Annotated in this window: 15 protein-coding genes; 7 read left to right on the top strand and 8 right to left on the bottom strand. The window is 71.9% G+C overall.

The annotated features are described in order from the left end of the window. The first annotated feature begins 15 nt into the window (after positions 1–15). Complete coding sequence (locus ACFVXE_RS20760; RefSeq protein WP_389672903.1) at positions 16–1,812, top strand: glycoside hydrolase family 127 protein; 1,797 nt, start codon at positions 16–18, stop codon at positions 1,810–1,812. A gap of 33 nt (positions 1,813–1,845) precedes the next feature. On the opposite strand, the gene ACFVXE_RS20755 is transcribed toward ACFVXE_RS20760, so the two are convergent. From ACFVXE_RS20755 to ACFVXE_RS20745, 3 genes are read right to left on the bottom strand one after another with little or no spacing between them, the layout of a single operon-like run. After that, positions 1,846–2,748 (bottom strand): alpha/beta fold hydrolase, encoded by a 903-nt coding sequence (locus ACFVXE_RS20755; RefSeq protein ID WP_389672902.1) that lies wholly within the window; start codon positions 2,746–2,748, stop codon positions 1,846–1,848. Positions 2,749–2,769: 21 nt separating this feature from the next. After that, on the bottom strand, positions 2,770–4,008 hold the full coding sequence (locus ACFVXE_RS20750; RefSeq protein ID WP_389672976.1) for a beta-ketoacyl-[acyl-carrier-protein] synthase family protein: 1,239 nt from the start codon (positions 4,006–4,008) through the stop codon (positions 2,770–2,772). A gap of 32 nt (positions 4,009–4,040) precedes the next feature. Next, on the bottom strand, positions 4,041–4,274 hold the full coding sequence (locus tag ACFVXE_RS20745) for an acyl carrier protein (RefSeq protein ID WP_389672900.1): 234 nt from the start codon (positions 4,272–4,274) through the stop codon (positions 4,041–4,043). Between the two features lie 242 nt (positions 4,275–4,516). Between ACFVXE_RS20745 and ACFVXE_RS20740 the strand changes: the two genes are divergently transcribed. Together ACFVXE_RS20740 and ACFVXE_RS20735 are read left to right on the top strand one after the other, a co-directional pair. Next, complete coding sequence (locus ACFVXE_RS20740; protein WP_389672899.1) at positions 4,517–5,248, top strand: nitroreductase family protein; 732 nt, start codon at positions 4,517–4,519, stop codon at positions 5,246–5,248. Positions 5,249–5,417: 169 nt separating this feature from the next. Beyond that, positions 5,418–6,974, top strand: coding sequence for a peptidoglycan-binding protein (locus ACFVXE_RS20735; protein WP_389672897.1), 1,557 nt, complete (start codon positions 5,418–5,420; stop codon positions 6,972–6,974). 218 nt (positions 6,975–7,192) lie between these two features. Here ACFVXE_RS20735 and ACFVXE_RS20730 read toward each other — a convergent pair whose 3' ends face one another. Then, positions 7,193–7,357, bottom strand: a complete 165-nt coding sequence (locus ACFVXE_RS20730) for a hypothetical protein (RefSeq protein WP_389672896.1) — start codon at positions 7,355–7,357, stop codon at positions 7,193–7,195. A gap of 492 nt (positions 7,358–7,849) precedes the next feature. On the opposite strand from ACFVXE_RS20730, the gene ACFVXE_RS20725 reads away from it, so the two are divergent. After that, on the top strand, positions 7,850–10,210 hold the full coding sequence (locus tag ACFVXE_RS20725) for an FdhF/YdeP family oxidoreductase (protein WP_389672895.1): 2,361 nt from the start codon (positions 7,850–7,852) through the stop codon (positions 10,208–10,210). A gap of 48 nt (positions 10,211–10,258) precedes the next feature. Here the strand turns inward: ACFVXE_RS20725 and ACFVXE_RS20720 are convergent, their stop codons facing one another. After that, positions 10,259–12,040: an FUSC family protein gene (locus ACFVXE_RS20720; RefSeq protein ID WP_389672893.1), complete on the bottom strand. Its 1,782-nt coding sequence runs from the start codon at positions 12,038–12,040 to the stop codon at positions 10,259–10,261. 268 nt (positions 12,041–12,308) lie between these two features. Between ACFVXE_RS20720 and ACFVXE_RS20715 the strand changes: the two genes are divergently transcribed. Together ACFVXE_RS20715 and ACFVXE_RS20710 are read left to right on the top strand one after the other, a co-directional pair. Then, positions 12,309–12,446, top strand: coding sequence for a hypothetical protein (locus ACFVXE_RS20715; RefSeq protein WP_389672892.1), 138 nt, complete (start codon positions 12,309–12,311; stop codon positions 12,444–12,446). Continuing rightward, on the top strand, positions 12,443–13,078 hold the full coding sequence (locus ACFVXE_RS20710) for a DUF1345 domain-containing protein (protein ID WP_389672890.1): 636 nt from the start codon (positions 12,443–12,445) through the stop codon (positions 13,076–13,078). The genes ACFVXE_RS20715 and ACFVXE_RS20710 overlap by 4 nt, the downstream gene beginning before the upstream one ends. Positions 13,079–13,105: 27 nt before the next feature. On the opposite strand, the gene ACFVXE_RS20705 is transcribed toward ACFVXE_RS20710, so the two are convergent. Next, positions 13,106–13,582 (bottom strand): GreA/GreB family elongation factor, encoded by a 477-nt coding sequence (locus tag ACFVXE_RS20705; RefSeq protein ID WP_389672888.1) that lies wholly within the window; start codon positions 13,580–13,582, stop codon positions 13,106–13,108. A 167-nt stretch (positions 13,583–13,749) separates the two neighbouring features. Beyond that, a complete protein-coding gene (locus ACFVXE_RS20700) occupies positions 13,750–14,154 on the bottom strand; it encodes a nuclear transport factor 2 family protein (protein ID WP_389672886.1) in 405 nt (134 codons plus the stop codon). Between the two features lie 602 nt (positions 14,155–14,756). Between ACFVXE_RS20700 and ACFVXE_RS20695 the strand changes: the two genes are divergently transcribed. Further along, entirely contained in the window at positions 14,757–15,977 is a 1,221-nt protein-coding gene (locus tag ACFVXE_RS20695) for an MFS transporter (RefSeq protein ID WP_389672885.1), read from the top strand. On the opposite strand, the gene ACFVXE_RS20690 is transcribed toward ACFVXE_RS20695, so the two are convergent. Beyond that, positions 15,952–17,058: a protein kinase family protein gene (locus tag ACFVXE_RS20690; RefSeq protein WP_389672884.1), complete on the bottom strand. Its 1,107-nt coding sequence runs from the start codon at positions 17,056–17,058 to the stop codon at positions 15,952–15,954. The two genes, ACFVXE_RS20695 and ACFVXE_RS20690, sit on opposite strands and share 26 nt — an antisense overlap. Between the last annotated feature and the right edge of the window lie 27 nt (positions 17,059–17,085).

The following is a 17,085-nucleotide window of genomic DNA, read 5'->3' as shown; positions in this document are numbered from 1 at the left end:
CTATCGTCCCCGCTCATGAGCGCCGGACCGATACGACCGAGCGGCACCGCGCAGAGCGTGCTGCGTCCCGTCACCCCTGCCCGGATCAGCGGCGGCCTCTGGGCCGCCCGCCGCCGCACCAACGCGGAAGTCAGCATCCCGCAAGGACCCCGCAGGCTCGAAGAGGCCGGAAACCTGGCGAATCTGCGGGCGGCCGCGACCCGCGGGGGCGGCTTCGCCGGAGACTTCCCCTTCCAGGACTCCGACGTCCACAAGTGGCTGGAGGCGGCGTCCTGGCAACTGGCCGACCCGGACACCCCGGACGGCGTTCGGCTCGCCGCCGACGTGGACCGGTTCATCGAACTGCTCGGCGCCGCACAGGAACCGGACGGCTATCTGCAGACCCACTACCAGGTCGCGCACGCCGAGCGCCGCTGGCAGGAGCTGGACTGGGGCCATGAGCTCTACTGCGCCGGCCATCTCATCCAGGCGGCCGTGGCCCACCACCGCTCCACCGGAAAGCCGGAACTCCTCGCCCTCGCCGAGAGGTTCGCCACCCACATCGACTCCGTCTTCGGTGCGGACCGGCGCATCGACGGCGTCTGCGGGCACCCCGGGATCGAGACCGCGCTCGTCGAACTGCACCGGGAGACCGGCGACCGGCGCTGGCTGGACCTGGCCGGGTACTTCGTGGACCGGCGCGGCCACGGTCTCCTCGGTGACGGCGAGAAGGGTTTCCCCGGCGCCGCCTACTGGCAGGACCACGTTCCCGTGCGCACGGCGGAGACGGTCACCGGGCACGCGGTGCGCCAGCTCTACCTCCTGGCCGGCGTCACCGATCTCGCCGCCGAGACCGGCGACGCAGGGCTGCGGGACGCGTCCGTGCGGCTGTGGGAGGCCATGACCGCGTCGAAGACGTATCTGACCGGCGGACTGGGCGCCCGGCACGAGCTGGAGTCGTTCGGCGACCCGTACGAGCTGCCGCCGGACCGCGCGTACGCCGAGACCTGCGCGGCCGTCGCGTCGGTGCAGTGGAGCTGGCGGCTGGCCCTGCTCACCGGCGAGGCCCGCTACTCGGACCTGATCGAGCGCACGCTCCTCAACGGGTTCCTGGCCGGGGCAGGGCTCGACGGCGACAGCTGGCTGTACGTCAACCCGCTGCAGGTCCGTGAGGGGTACGAGGGCCGTCGCGACGACCGGGCCGCCCGCCGCACCCCGTGGTTCCGGTGCGCCTGCTGCCCGCCGAACGTGATGCGGCTGCTGGCCTCGCTGCCGCACTACTTCGCCAGCACGAGCGGCGACGGGGGTGATGTGCAGCTGCACCAGTACGCGACGGGGACCTTCGGGCCCGTCTCCGTGGAGACCGGCTACCCGTGGGACGGGCGCATCGCCGTGACCGCCGGCCGGTCCGGTGTGTGGACGCTCTCGCTGCGCATCCCCGCCTGGTGCACCGGGGCCACGCTGGACGGTACGCCGGTGATCGCCGAGGCGGGCTGGCTCCGGGTACGTCGCGACTGGCGGCAGGGCGAGACCGTCGTGCTCGGCCTGCCGATGGAGCCTCGGCTGACCCGCCCCGACCCGCGCGTCGACGCGGTGCGCGGCTGTGTCGCGATCGAGCGCGGGCCCCTCGTGTACTGCCTGGAGTCCGCGGATCAGAGCCGGCGTCTGGACGAGGTGGTGCTGCCACCGGACACCCCGCTCACCGCCGGCCACCGGCCCGGCCTGCTGGGCGGGGTCACGGTGGTGACGGGAGGCGGGCTGACCGCGGTGCCGTACGCGGTGTGGGCTAACCGGGGAGCCGGAGCCATGCGCGTGTGGATCCCCACCGCCTGAGAGCCGGCGGAGTGCCCGACGACGACAGGCGGGTCAGGCGATCGCCGCGCCGAGTACGGCCCGGTGCTGGTGCGGCACCGAGGCGAGCACCGGGGCGGTGCCCAGGGGACGGTCGGTGAAGAAGCGGGCCACCAGGTCCGCCACGTCGTCGGGGCGCTCCAGGACGGCCCAGTGGTCGGTCTGCCCGATGGTGAGAAACGCGCTTCCCTCGATGGTGGCGGCGAACTCCCGCTGCTGCGCCGGCGTACTGACCGTGTCGTGCTCGCCCGCGAAGACCAGTGCGGGCACTCCCGTCAGCCCGCCGGAGAAGTCGGGCGGGTCGCCCAGCACCCGGCTCATCGAGTCCGCGGCGTGCGGGGACCGGGCCAGGGCGTGCAGGAAGGAGCGTCGTACGTAACGCAGGGCCAGTTTCCTGCGGTGGACCGGGCGCTCGGGGTCGAGGCACATCAGCCCTTCCGCGGCGAGAGTGGCGAAGCCCTCGGAGTCACCGGCGCGCAGCCGTTCCTCGGCCCGCAGCCAGTGGGCCCGCTGACTGTCGTCGATGTGGGAGGGCACTCCGCCGAGGATGAGGCGGGCAACGCGGCCGGGGTTGTGCTGGGCGCATCGCAACGCGATCGAGGTGCCGTAGGAGTAACCGAAGAGGTTGACCCTCGGCGCGCCGAGATCGTCGATGATCCCGGTGACGGCGCTGCACAGGAGTTCGGCGCTGGGACCCGCGGGAAGCGGCTCGGCGTCGCCCATGCCCGGCAGGTCGGCGGTCACCACGTCGGCCACCGCGCCCACGTGATGGTCCATCTGGGGCCAGCCGAACATCCCCTGCAGCGCGCCGCCGAGGATGACGACCGGCTCGGTGCGCGGGGCGGGCTGTGGCAGCACACGGTAGCCGTAACGCACTCCGTCCACCGTCCGGGTCCGGACGATCTCCTCGGGCTCCATGCCGAGTCCTCCGTTTCTACGTCAGGCCCTGGTGAGGACGAGTGCGGCGTTGTGGCCGCCGAAGCCGAGCGAGGTCTTCACGGCTGCGTCGAAGACGCCGGCCCTGGCCTCCTTGCTCACCACGTCGACGGTGATCTCCGGGTCGGGGGCGTCGAGATTGACCGTGGGCGGGACGAGTTGGTGCTGCAGGGCGAGCACGGTCAGCGCGGTCTCGATACCGCCCGCGGCGCCGAGCGTGTGCCCGGTCATCGCCTTGGTGGAGGTGACGAGGGGCCGGTCGCCGAGGACCCGGCGGAGCATCGCCGACTCGATGAGGTCGTTGGACACGGTCGAGGTGCCGTGGGCGTTGACGTGGCCGATGTCCGCTCCGGCCAGGCCGGCGTCGGCGAGGGCGGTGCGGAGCGCCCGTTCGATGCCGAGCCCTTCGGGGTCCGGGGCGACCGCGGAGTACGCGTCACTGGACGCCCCGTACCCGGCGACGTGGGCGCGGATCGTGGCGCCACGGGCGCGGGCGTGTTCGGGGTGTTCCAGTACGAGCAGGCCGGCGCCCTCGCCGACGACGAAGCCGTCGCGGTGGGTGTCGAACGGGCGGCACGCGGCCCCCGGGTCGTCGCGGCGGGTGGAGACGGCCCGGAGCTGGCAGGCACTGGCGATCAGCAGCCGGGAGCAGACCGATTCGGCGCCCCCCGCGATGACGATGTCGCAGGCACCGGTGCGCAGCATCTGGTGGGCGGTACCGATGGCGACGGTGCCGGAGGAGCAGGCGGTGGAGACGGCCTGGCTGGGGCCGTGGACACCGAGGTCGGTGGCGACGCTGCTGGCGGCGCCGTTGACGACGCTGAGCGGGGCGAGCTTCGGTGAGACGCGACGTGCCCCTCGCCCGGTGAGGGTGGCGTGCTGCTCGTCGTAGAAGGGCAGCCCGCCGTGGGCGGAGCCGATGACGACGGCGACGCGGGCGCCGTCCCAGACCGCCGGTCCCAGTCCCGCGTCCGCGACGGCCTCACGGGCCGCGATGACGGCGAGCTGCGAGAACCGGTCCATCAGCCGGTGGGTGGCCACCCCGAGTACGGCCTTCGTGTCGAGACCGGTCACGGTGTACATGAAGTCGCAGGGCAGGCCGAGAAGTTCCGGTCGCCGCAGGACCGAGGGAGCGGTGTCGGCCTCGGACACGGTCTGCCAGGCGGCATCGGCGCCGACACCCGCCGCGGTGACCAGTCCGATTCCGGTGACGGCCGCGGAGAACGGCTCCGGGCGCTGCATCGGGATACGGCGCCCGGTGGAGGGGCGGGCGGTCACTCGGCGGCCCTGGCGTGGACACTCTCGACCAGTTGCCCGAAGGTGTCCCGCGAGGTCAGCTGGACGTCCTCCAGATCGACGCCCATCCGGTCCTCGATCAGCAGGCGCAGCTCCTCCAACGCCAGTGAGTCCAGCCGGAGCTGATGAAGCGGCACCTCGGGCCGGATGGCCAGGGGGTCGGTTCCGAAGTTCGCTACCAGCAAGGTGTTGAGCTGTTCTGCCGTGCCCATGGGGCGTTCCTCCGCTGTCGTACGCGGTGACGCCTTGCCGCGTGAGATGTGCCTGCCATCGGGGACGCCGGCCGGTCCGGAGGGACCCTTTATACGCCTTCGCGGCGGGCTTCCCGGTCCGCGTTCCCCCGTGCGGTGGGGGGACGTCCAGGTGTACGAATCCGCGGGTGCGCGGCGGTGGCCCGGTCGCCCCCGCCAACGGGTCTCCCCCTCCCGGGGCTTCGCCCGTACACTCCGCGATCATGACAATCGAAACGGTTCAAACCGCCGGATCCGCGCTCGAAGGACCCGCCCTCTTCGCGACCATGTCCACCATGCGCGCCATGCGCCGCCTCAAGCCGGAGCCGGTGCCGGAGGAGACGCTCCGGCAGCTCGTCCAGGCCGCCGTCTGGGGGCCCAGCGGCGGCAACATGCAGTGTTACGAGTACGTGGTGGTGACCGGCCGCGAGGTGATGGCCCGTCTGGCGCCGCTGTGGAAGCGCTGCGTGGACGCGTATCTCGCGACGACCGGGAAGTACGCGCCGAAGGGCATGGACGACGCCGCCTACGGCCGGATGGTCGCCGCGATCGAGTACCAGCGCGACCACTTCGCCGATACGCCCGCGCTGATCATCCCCTGCTACCGGTTCCCGGAGCCGCGCATCGAGGAGGAGGGCCTGGCCGTCTACGCCGAGGCCCTCGGCCCGGCGGGGACCGAGCACATGATGAACACGCAGACGCGGTTCCAGGCGCTCGCCGAGGGTTCCTGCGTCTACCCGGGTGTGCAGAACATCCTGCTGGCCGCGCGGGGACTGGGGCTCGCCGCGAACGTCACCATCTGGCATCTGATGCTGGAGCAGGAGTGGAAGGAAGCCCTCGGCATACCGGAGGACATGCAGACCTTCGCCGCCATTCCCGTGGGGTGGCCGCAGGGCAACTTCGGGCCGGTGCGGCGCCGCCCGGTGGCCGACGTCATCCACCGTGACCGCTGGTAGCGGCGACCCCACATCCGGCAACTCCGTTGGAGTGAAGGGCAGTTCGACACAGCAAAGGGTGATCTTCATGTCCTGAACGCATCGGTACGGTGAGTGGGCTTCGCGGCCCTCGGCCCGCCCCCTCGGGCCCGGGGGCCGTTCTTTCTCCCCCCACAGAGCAGGAGCAGGTATGCCCACACGCGTCGCAGCCCACACAAAAGGACGCGCATCCGTGCTGGCGGCCCTCACCGTCACCGTGCTCGCCGCGACCGGCACGCCGGTCCTCGCCGCCGCCCCTCCCGATGCCGGCCGCCACTCCATGAACCATGCGTTCGCGCGGGCGGCACGGAAGTTCGACGTACCGCGCGATCTGCTCACCGCCGTGGGCTACGGCGAGACCCATCTCGACGGACACGCCGGCCGCCCCAGCGCGGCGGACGGCTACGGCGTGATGCACCTGGTCAGCAACCCCACGAACCGGACCCTGGAGAAGGCGGCCGCGCTCACCGGCGAGCCGCTGTCGGAGCTCCGGCGGAACACCGCTGCCAACATCCTGGGCGGCGCGGCCGTACTGCGTTCGTACGCGGACCGGCTCGGCCTCGACGGCGACGAGCGCAGCGACATCGACGCCTGGTACCCGGCCGTCGCGCGGTACAGCGGGGCGACGGGCCCGGCCGCCGCCCGCTACGCCGACACCGTCTACGGCTTCCTGGCGAACGGGCTGAACACCACCGTGCCCGGCGGCGAGCGGATCTCGGTCACCGCCCGCCCCGTCACCCCGGAGAAGGGCTCGCTCGCCGGGGCCGCCGTACGCACCCAGAGCGCCGACTACCCGTCGGCGCTCTGGGTCCCGGCCGATCCGAACAACTTCGCCACAGGCCGCTCGGCACCGATCGACAAGGTGATCATCCATGTGACGCAGGGCTCGTACTCGGGCTCGATCAACTGGTTCCAGGACCCGACGTCCGAGGTGAGCGCCCACTACGTGGTCCGTTCCTCGGACGGGCAGATCACCCAGATGGTCCGCAACAGCGACACGGCGTACCACGCCCGGAGCGCCAACGCCTCGGCGCTCGGCATCGAGCACGAGGGATTCATCGACGACCCGTCCTGGTTCACGGACGCGATGTACCGCTCCTCGGCGGCCCTGACCAGCTCGCTGTGCGACAGATACGGAATCCCGAAGGACCGGGCGCACATCATCGGGCACAGCGAGGCACCGGGCAGCGACCACACCGACCCGGGCCAGTACTGGGACTGGCCCCGCTACATGAGTTACGTCGCGGGCGACGACGGCGGGAGCGGCGACGGGCTGAGTTTCGCCTCGTACCCGACCCTGCAGAGCGGGTCGACGGGCCCCCAGGTCAAAGCCGCCCAGCAACTGCTGAACGAGCAGGGCTTCGACGCGGGCTCGGTCGACGGGACCTTCGGCTCCGCCACGCTGACCGCGGTGAAGGCGTTCCGGACCGCGCGCGGACTGGGCACCGACGGCGTCGTGGACGCCCGGACCTGGACGGCACTGCTCTCGGCCGGCACCACGCCGACGCTGCAGCAGGGCGGCTCGGGCGCGGACGTGAAGCGGCTCCAGCGGTCACTGACCGCGGCACTGGGCACCACTGTGGACGTGGACGGGAGCTTCGGCCCGACGACGGTGACGGCCGTCCGCAGCTACCAGACGAGCCGTGGGCTGCCGGTCGACGGGGTCGTGGGCAGCGGTACCTGGGCGGCGCTGCAGTCGGGCCGCTGACCCTGCGAACAGAGCCCCCCGTACACGAAAGGGAGGGGCCGCCTCGCGGTACACGAAGGGAGGGGCCGCCTCGCGCCCGCGCGGGAGGACCCTGCCGAGGGCGACCGGCGCCCCGGGACATGGGCGGCGGTGTGAGCGCGGGCCCGCGACCGGGCCGTCGCTCACACCGGACGGGCACCCCGGCCGCACGCTCGGCGGGCCTTCTCCCGAGCGCTGTCCTACTCGGCCCGCTTACCCGGTTCCGGGGGCAGTCCCACTTCTTCGCGGTCCTCCTCGACGAGCTCCTCGAGCTTCTTCTCGTCGGGGCGCCGGGGCATACCGTGCCCGTGGCCGGAATCCGGATCCCCTTCGACTCTCTTGTTCGACTTGTGGTGATGCGCCATTTCTCTCTCCTTGCGGTAGCCGTGCCGCCGGACCGCTCCGTCCGCCGCGCGAACGTGTCCGTGTCGCCGCCGTCCGGCAGCGCGCCGGGTATGCGCGGGACCGATACGGGAGACGCCGGTTTCCCGGGCGGGCGCGCCTCGGACCGGAATGCGCTCGGTGCCGGGACATTCCGCGGAACGATTCGACAGTTCACTGACCGAATCTCCGCGGGCCGAATTCCGCACCGTGCGGTACGGACATGGCGGCTGCTCTCACTCGGCGCGCTCTCCCACTGAAACGCCTTGCGTGCAACTCCGCAAGCGGGGTCGCTGCCGTTGGAGCAGTTCGCTGCCGTCGCTCCGACGGCAGCGAACTCGTGACTGAATGTTCCACGACCTGCCCGGGCCTCGAAACGGGCATCTCGACGGCGGTCACCCGGGCCGGGTAATTCTGGTTTCCGTCGCGGAGCCGGAATTGGCGGGGCCAGATCTGCGGGCCTAGCGTTGGTGACAATGCCGAAAGACGGGACTGCGATCCCTCTGCCGAAAGCGGTGAGAGTCTTGAGCGCCTCGCAGAACGAACAGGAACCGCCGGAGGCCCGGGTCGGTCCCGTTCCCGAGGGTGATCCACACTTTCACCCCTACCACCACCCGGCTGCCGGCTGGGGTGCCGCCAAGAGCGTGACCCGATTCATGACGCGGGAGGGCACACTGCTGGACGGCCCCCGGGCGATCATGCGGATGAACCACGAGAACACCGGTTTCGACTGCCCGGGATGCGCCTGGCCGGACGACACCAAGGGTCTGCATCTCGACATCTGCGAGAACGGCATCAAGCACGTCACCTGGGAGATGACGCGCAAACGGGTCGACCGCGAGTTCTTCGCCGCCCACTCGGTGACCGAGCTGTCCGGGTGGAGCGACTTCGACCTGGAGAACCAGGGCCGGCTGACCGAGCCGATGGTCTACGACCCCGACACGGACCACTACGTCCCGATCAGCTGGAAGCACGCGTTCGAGCTGGTCGGCCGCACCCTGCGCGAGCTGGACTCGCCTCACCGGGCGTCGTACTACACCTCCGGCAGGCTGGGCAACGAGGCCACCTTCCTCTACCAGCTGATGGCCCGTGAGCTGGGCACGAACAACCTGCCCGACTGCTCCAACATGTGTCACGAGGCAAGCGGCCGCGCCCTCACGGCGTCGCTGGGCACCGGCAAGGGGACCGTCGACCTCAAGGACTGGGAGGCCACCGACGCGCTGTTCATCCTGGGAGTCAACGCGGCCTCCAACGCGCCCCGGATGCTGACCGCCCTCGCCGAGGCGTACCATCGCGGCGCCCAGGTCGTGCACATCAACCCACTGGTCGAGGCGGCCGCCACCCGCGCCATCATCCCGCACGACTTCACGGACATGGCGACGTTCCGCTCGACCCGGACCAGCACCCTCAACCTGCAGCCGCGCATCGGCGGCGACATGGCGCTCGTACGCGGCATGGCCAAGGCGGTCCTGGAACAGTCCGCCACCGATCCCAAGGCCCTGGACCAGGAGTTCATCGACCGCCACACCTCCGGCTTCGAGGAATACCGGGCCGTGTGCGAGGCCACCCCGTGGGAGGAGATCGAGAGGCAGTCCGGGCTCGGCCGCGACGACATCCTCAAGGTGGCGCGGGTGTACCGCGAAGCCGACCGCAGCATCGTCAGCTGGTGCCTGGGGATCAGCCAGCACGAGCACGGTGTCGACACCGTCCGGGAGATCGTCAACCTGCTCCTGCTGCGCGGCAATCTGGGACGCGAAGGCGCCGGCCCTTCGCCGGTGCGCGGCCACAGTAACGTCCAGGGCAACCGCACCTGCGGCATCGACCACCGCCCCGCCGACGAGTTCCTGGAGCGGCTCGCCGAGGTCTGCGACATCCGGCCGCCCCGTGAACACGGTCTGGACACCGTCGGCACCATCCGGGCGATGCACCGTGGTGACGTGAAGGTGTTCATCGGCATGGGCGGCAACTTCGCTCTCGCGGCGCCGGACACCCCGTACACCTTCGCGGCGCTGCGCAAGTGCGATCTCACGGTTCAGGTGAGCACCAAACTGAACCGCAGTCATCTCGTGCACGGCCGCCGGGCCCTGATCCTGCCGTGCCTCGGCCGAACGGAGAAGGACCATCAGCGCAAGGGCATCCAGAGCACGTCGGTCGAGGACTCGATGAGCATGGTGCACCTGTCCATCGGCATGAAGCGCCCCGCCTCGCCGCACCTGCTCTCCGAGCCCGCCATCATCGCCGGCATGGCCCGCGCCGCACTGCCCGACAGCGCCACTCCCTGGGAGTCGTACATCGAGGACTACGACCGCATCCGCGACACCATGGCTCAGGTACTCGACGGCTTCGAGGACTTCAACCGCCGCGTGCGCCTGCCGCTCGGCTTCCGCATCAAGCAGCCCGCCCGCGAACTGGTCTTCCGCACCCCGTCCGGACGCGCCGAGTTCTCCGCGGCGGTCCTGCCCGACGTGGTTCCCGCCCCGGGCACCCTGGCGCTGGGCACCATGCGCTCCCACGACCAGTGGAACACCACCATCTACTCCGACAACGACCGCTACCGCGGCATCAAGAACCTGCGGACGCTCGTCTTCATGAACAAGGACGACATGCGCGAACGTGGGCTCTCGGAGTTCGACCCCGTCGACATCACCAGCACCGCCAAGGACGGCAGCAACCGCCACCTCAACGGCTTCCTGGCGATCCCTTACGACATCCCCCGCGGCTGCGCGGCCGGATACATGCCCGAGATGAACGTGCTGTGCGCACTGTGCGACTACAGCGCCCAGAGCGACCAGCCGCTCATGAAGCACGTCAAGGTCACGATCACCCGGGCCGCCTGAGCGGAAGGGCGCGGGCCGACGAGGTTCCGGCCGGCTCCTCCGGTGGCATCACCGCCATCGGAGGAGCCGCTCCAGGAGAAGGTAGGCACGCTGTTCCGCCGCGGCGAGCTCGGTGGGATCGATCTCCGCCTGCCACAGCTCCCCCGCCGCCGCGTCGTCGGCCTCGCGCAGCTCCACCACGGCTGCCGCCAGCTGCGTCTGGACCACCGGGAAGGCCGGCTCCGCGCGTTCGGTCAGCGCACGCTCCGCACGTCCGGCGGCCTCCGTGCACGCGCGCAGCGCGCACTCCGCCCGGATCGCGGCGTGGCCGTGGACCACCAGGAGCCCGCAGCCCAGACCGACGACGATCCCCAGAAGGCTGCTCAGCGCCCGGTCCTGCACCAGGGTGCCGGCCGGCGCCGGCGCGGCCAGGCTGGTCATGAGCAGCGCGAGCGGTGTCAGGAAGACGACGCCCAGACCGTAGTTGGCGACGACGTACTCCAGCAGGAACTCCAGGAGCACGATCACGAGGACGAGTGCGACGGGATCGGGGTCCGTGGCGAGCACCCCCAGGGCGAGCGCCAGCCCGGCGATCGTGCCCAGGGTCCGCTGCACGGCACGCTGGGCAGCCGTGCGGAGGTTGATCGAGTGCAGCACCGCGGCGGCCGAGATCGCCGCCCAGTAGCCGTGGCCCAGGCCGAGCAGAAGGGCCAGTCCGCCCGCGAGTCCGGTGCCGAGGACGATCCGCAGGGCGGGAACGAGCAGCACCGGCAGATGGCCGTGCCCACCGGGGAGCCGGCCCGTCACCAGTTCGGCGGCGCGCAGTTCGGCGGCGAGCCGGGTGGAGGGGCGGGCCGGATCCCGTCCGGCCCCCGCCGTGCCCGGGCCCGTGCCGCCCTGGACGATCACGAACGCGACGGACAGCTCGGGCAGCAGGGACGGGACCCGTCTGCGGCGGCTGACGAGGAGACGGACCTGGCGGCGCAGGTGGAACGCCAGTGCGGCCGGATCGTCCGGCGAGCGGCGCGCGGAGTCGATCAGCAGCGACCACGAGAGATCGGCCAGACGCACGCACACGTCGCCCCGGCCGCCGCGCTCGGCGGCCGTCGGAGGCATGACCCCCAGGGAGCGGTACGCCCGCAGGGTGTCGGCGGTCGCCCGGTGCCGGGTGAGCCCCCTTCCGTCTCCCTCGCCGAGAGCCTCCAGCAGCTCGGCGAGGTCGCGCAGGGCCGCCGCCACCGCGAGACGCTGCGGCCGGTCCGGGTGCACGAGCCAGCCGGATACGGCCAGGACCCAGGCCACCGCACCGCCCACCGCGGCCAGGACGGTCTGCGGAAGGACGTCGCCCGGTGCGGGCGCCCCGTTGGCCGCCACGGCGAAGGAGAAGAGCAGCAGGACAGCGCCCAGCCCCCGCAGACGAGCCGCGTCGCAGACGAACTTCGCCACGCCGGCCACCAGGGCCATGGCCACGACGACCACGACCTCACCGGCTCCCCCCTCGCGTGGACGGGCCCACACGGCGAGAGCGGAGCCGCCGCCCACACACGCGGTCATGGCCACCGCGACGAGCGCGAGGACCCGGGCACGGTGGGCGTACGGGAGATTGCGGCCGAACGTCGTGGTGAAGGAGCCCAGCATGGCGTAGACGGCCTGCTCGGAATGGCCGGCCAGCGCCATCGGCACGGCCGGCACGGCCATGGCGAGCGCCGCACGCAGGGCGAAGGACGACGCCCCGTCCACCCTGTGCAGCACGAGTGCGCCGCGCGGCGAGAGCACGCGCGCCACGCCGGCCGTCGAGCGCCGCCGGCGGCTCCCGGTCGCGGCCGGCGGAGGAAGGCGCGAACGGGACATGAGCGGTGTATATCACCTGGGCCCGCGGTGAATCGGCTCATCGCCCGATGCACCCGTCAGGCTTCCTGCCGCTCCAGGGAGCTTCCCTGTCCGCGGACGCCCGGAGCCGGACCATCGCCACAGGCCGCCACCGACCGCGGGCCACACGGCGCGTCGCGCCCGGACTGCGCACCGGTCCGCGGACGGATAGCCTGACCCGGCACCTCCGCCCCGTCCACGAGTGATTGTCCCTATGGCGTTCGCGCAGCCCGACAGGAGTGCCAGCACCATGACGATCCCCTCGGCGACGGCGAGCAACCCGCACATCGGATCCGCGCCGGTCACGTCGGACATCTTCGGGACGCCGGCCTCCCTGCCGCATGCCGATCGGGTCACGGCCACCACGGACACCCGGGACCTCGGGTGAGGCACCGGCTGCCCCAGTCCGCGGTTCCCCGGCTCGCGGCTTCGGCGGTCGGCGGAGCAGCCGTCGGCCTGGTCGCCGGTGTGCTGACGCGCGTGCCGCTGGGCATTCTCGCCGCCATCGCCACGGCGGAGGCGGTCTTCGTCGTGGCGGGCTGGGTCGTGCTCTGGCCCATGGACGCATCGGCCACCCGCCGCAACGTCCGCCGCGAGGACTTCCGGCCCGTCACCGAGGAACTCGTCGTCGTCTCGACCGCCCTGTGCGGTCTGGTCGGCATCGTGATGCTGCTCCTGCTCGGCGATTCCGGCACCGGCCACGCCGCGGCGGCCACCGCGCTCGCCGGGGTCTTCATGGCCTGGGCGGCCCTGCACCTGATGTACGCCACCCGCTACGCGGACCTCTACTACCGGACCACCGACGGCGGGATCGACTTCAACTCCGAGAATCCGCCGAAGTACAGCGATTTCCTCTATTTCAGTTACAACCTCGGCATGACCTATCAGGTGTCCGACACCGATGTCTCGAGCTCCGTCATCCGAGCGGTGGCGCTACGGCACTGCCTGCTGTCCTACGTCTTCGGCGCCAGCATCCTCGCCACCACGATCAACCTCGTCACCGGCATCGTCACCGGCTGACGCACCCCCTGGCGACCCCACACCGCCCTACGGCTCGGCGCCCTGGTCCCCGAGCGACAGCACGACCACGCTCGCGCCGCCTTCGGGCGTCTCGTAGTTCACGGTGTCGCCGGCGCGACGGCCGAGCAGTGCACGGCCGAGCGGGCTGTCGGCGGTGACCAGGCTCCGGTCCGGGTCCTCGACGACCTCGCCGATCCGGATGGTCGTCTCCGTCCCCTCCGCGAACCGCACGGTGACCGTGCTGCCCACGCCGACCGTACCGGCGGGCGGCGGTCCCGCGACGGACGCCTCCTGGATCCGCCCCTCGATCTCGGCGATGCGTCCGTCCAGGCGCGCGAGATCCGAGGCGCGCTGCAACTCGTCGGCCTCGTCGGCGCTGTCCCCCACGGGATCTTCGCCCCGCAGGGTCGCTGCCACCTTCCCCCGGTCGGAGCGCAGCTCGTCGAGCTCCTGCTGGAGCTCCCGAAGGTCGGCAGCACTGATGGGCTCTGGTCCACCGGTCATTCCTGCTCCCGTGGTGCGGGTGGAACGGTCGAGAAGGAACCTCAATTACCGCATTTTGCATAACATCCGGCAAATCGCCGCACCCGGGGTGCGGTATCCGCCGGCCCGTCCGCGGGCGACGGCGGCCCGCGCGGCGGCACGGCCCGGCCCCGGCGGGACACACGGACCTACCTGGCGCCCAGCGGGGCGCGCCGCGCGATGACCTTGCGATGACTGATGCGCCAGCCGTCGGCGCGGCGCACGATCGTGTCCTCGTACGTCACGCTCCCGCACGTCCCGTCCGCGTTGATCCCGATCCCCTTGGACCGGGCGCGCACCCGGTCGTCGGCGATTCCGGTGAGGACGATGTTGGTGATGTGGTGGCCGACCGGGTTCCGCTCCCCCATGGCGAGTGCCGCGTCCCTGATCGCGGCGACCCCGTGCAGCGGTGCGCTGCCGAAGTCGGACAGGTCGTAGACGACGTCGGCGGTGAACAGCTCTCCCAGCCTGTCCAGTTCGCCGTCGTCGACCAGATGGCCGTGGAGCGCGATGAGCTCCGTGACGGCAGCACGGTCCTCGGCGGTGAAGGTCACTCGCCGGCCGCCCGCGCCGGGACGGTCGCCGGGGTGCGGCGCTGCCCCGCACTCCCCAGGGATCCCCCGAAGTACGGTGATTTCGCGCCTTGTCGGACTCCTCCGACGTCACCGTGGACCGCGCCCCCGGCGCACCGGAGTCCGCCGGCCACCCATCTGTTGCCTCTGATCCGTTCCGACATGGACCCGCCTCTCCCGGACATTGCCCGCAGTCGGCCGCGGCGAGGGACGTGCGTCCGGCGCCGGTGATCCTACGGGCAGGACCACCGGTGCGCCCAGCTCCGGTGGTCCTGCCCCCGGACCTGCCCGGCGTCGGCGAACGACCGTACCGTCGGGGCCTGTTGGCTGCGGGACGGGCCGCTGGTAGCTTGGCGCGGATGTTCTTCCTCCGTGCCTGAGGGCCGCCCCGTGATCCATGGCGGGCGCACGACGGCTTCGGCGCCTCGCCACGTCGTCGAAGCGCCCGAGTACGCCCGGCACGAGGACGCCCCTGCGTCTTGCGGCCCCGCGCGACCACGCCCCGTGTCACCGGGTGCGGCACTCGATGTCCCTGTACACGCACAGCGTTCACGTACGCGCTGCCTTCCCGAGGAGCAGGCCTCATGCTTTCGCCTTCGAGAACCCGTCCGCCCGCCCCCTCGTACGTGGCGGTCCTGCGCACCCGTCACGCCTCCCGGGCCTTCGGCGCGGCCCTGCTGGGGCGCCTCTCGTACGGGATGGTCTCCCTCGCCCTGATGCTGGCGGTCAAAGGCTCCACCGGCTCGTACTCCGTGGCAGGCGCCGTCATGGCCCTGTTCGGAGCCACCAGCGTCTTCCTCTCCCCCGCCCGGGCCGCCCTGATCGACCGGTACGGGCCGCGCCTCGCACTGCCTCCCATGGCCACCGTCTACGCGCTGCTCCTCTCGGTCCTGGCGTACGCGACCTGGCAGCCCGGCACGTCGGGGTTCCGGCTGGGCGCGCTGGCCGTGACCGCCGGTGCCTGCACGCCGCCGCTGGGGCCCGTGATGCGGGCCGTGTGGAGCACGCTCGTGCCCGACAAGGAACTGTTGCAGCGTGCCTACAGTCTGGACGGCGTCGCGGAGGAACTGCTCTTCGTCACCGGGCCGTTGCTGGTGGGTCTGCTGGTGAGGTTCGCCGAGCCCGCCGCCGGTGTGGCGGCGAGTGCGGCGCTGGTGCTGGTCGGTGCGCTGGCCCTGGTGGCCTCTCCGGCGGTACGCGGTCAGGGGGTCCGTCCGCCGAGGACGGCGCCCCGTCCCCCCGCGCGGCGCGGGCAGCGGCTGCTCGGCGTGGTCGGGCTGCGTCACGCGGTCATGGCGTCGGCAGGGGTGGGGCTGTGTCTCGGGGCGCTGGAGCTGCTGGCGGTGGCCTTCACCGAACAGCACCACCGGGGAGCGGCCGTGGCCTGGGTGATGGCGGCGCTCTCGACGGGGAGCGCGGTCGGCGGACTGGCCTACGGTGCCGTCTCCTGGCGCAGGTCGAGCCGGCTGCGGCTGGCCGCACTCGCTGCGGGCCTGGGACTCTCCCTGCTCGCGGCCGGGGTGTCTCCGAACCTGTACGTACTGGTGGGTGCGGTCGCCGTCGCCGGGCTGTTCGTCGCCCCGGCCATCACCACCGCGTACCTGATCGCGGACGAGTCGGCCGGCGTGGACAGCCGTACGCAGGCCGGCGCCTGGGTCAACACCGCTGTCAATGCCGGGTCCTCGGGCGGAACCGCCGCGGTCGGACTGCTGGTGGGACAGCTTCCGCTTGCGGCGTGCTTCGCTCTCGCGGCGGCGCCGGTGCTGCTCTGCGCGGCGTTCATGGCCGGCCGGGTCCACCGGTGAGGTCGGCTGCCCGGATGCACGCCTCGAGTTCGTCCGCCGGATAGGGGTACGTCTTCCGCCCGCCGGTCATGTTCCGGCGGAAGCCGCTCAGGAGGAGGGCCGTCGGCGCGTGCCGGGTGAGGAGTTCCGCCAGGGGTCCGGTGACGTCGCCCGGCCGGACCCCTGCGGCCCAGTCGCGTACGAACTGTTCGCCCTCCCGCGTCCCGCGAAGACGATCCGCGAGGTGGTACCGGACCAGCTGACCGGCCACCTGAGCCCGGTCGTAGAACCGGTGCCGCGCCAGGAACTCCCGCTCCGTCCGGTCGAGTTCGAAGCGGTCGCTGAGCGCGAGACCGAAGTCCGAGAAGTACAGCTGCCGGCCGTCGGTCAGGATGTTGGCGAAGTGGGCGTCGAAGTGGACGAGTCCGCGGGCGCGCATGAAGTCGGCCGTCTCCGCAAGTTCCGCGTCCACCCGGAGAGTCTCGGCGGGGTCGTCGCGGTGTGCCAGCCAGGCGCCGAGGGTCTGCGGGACGTACTCGAGGAAGAGCACGACGCCCGCCGTCGCGTCCCGGATCGCCTCCAGCCGGCCGCGTACCGCGGGTGAGCCGTCCCAGTGGTCGACCGCGGCGTCCAGGCCACCGAAGAGGTCGAACGCGTTCGTCGCCCCGGCGGCGTGGGGCAGCACCCGCCAGTGGTACATCAGCGGGAAGGCGTGACTCGCGCCGCCGAGCACCCAGTTGGTGGTCATGGTGTGCACGGCGAGTTCGCGCCACGCCCCGAACCCGGCCGACTCCAGGCCGTACTGGTAGAAGGGCGGCAGCCCGAACAGGTTCGCCGTCGACCGGACGTTCTCCGGGCGCAGCTCCCGGGCGGTCAGCGGGACCCGCTTCACGAATGTCTTCACCCCGTCGACGTCCAGCACCGACGTGGTGCCGCCGATCCCCGCGCCGACCGGGGCCGCCCGGGCGACGAGCCGGCCGAGCCGGTCGTCGCTGAGGAAGGAGAGGGCGCTGGACACGGTGGCGTAGGAGGACAGGCGTGCCGGGCGGTTCCGCGGGGCGGGCGGATCGGGCAGGGCTCGTGCGGCATCCTGGAAGGTCACCCGTCCCATCCAACCGTATCCGGCCGG

This window comes from Streptomyces sp. NPDC058231 (assembly GCF_042882275.1).
Taxonomy (GTDB): Bacteria; Actinomycetota; Actinomycetes; order Streptomycetales; family Streptomycetaceae; genus Streptomyces.
This window is presented reverse-complemented; position numbering and strand designations above follow the sequence as displayed.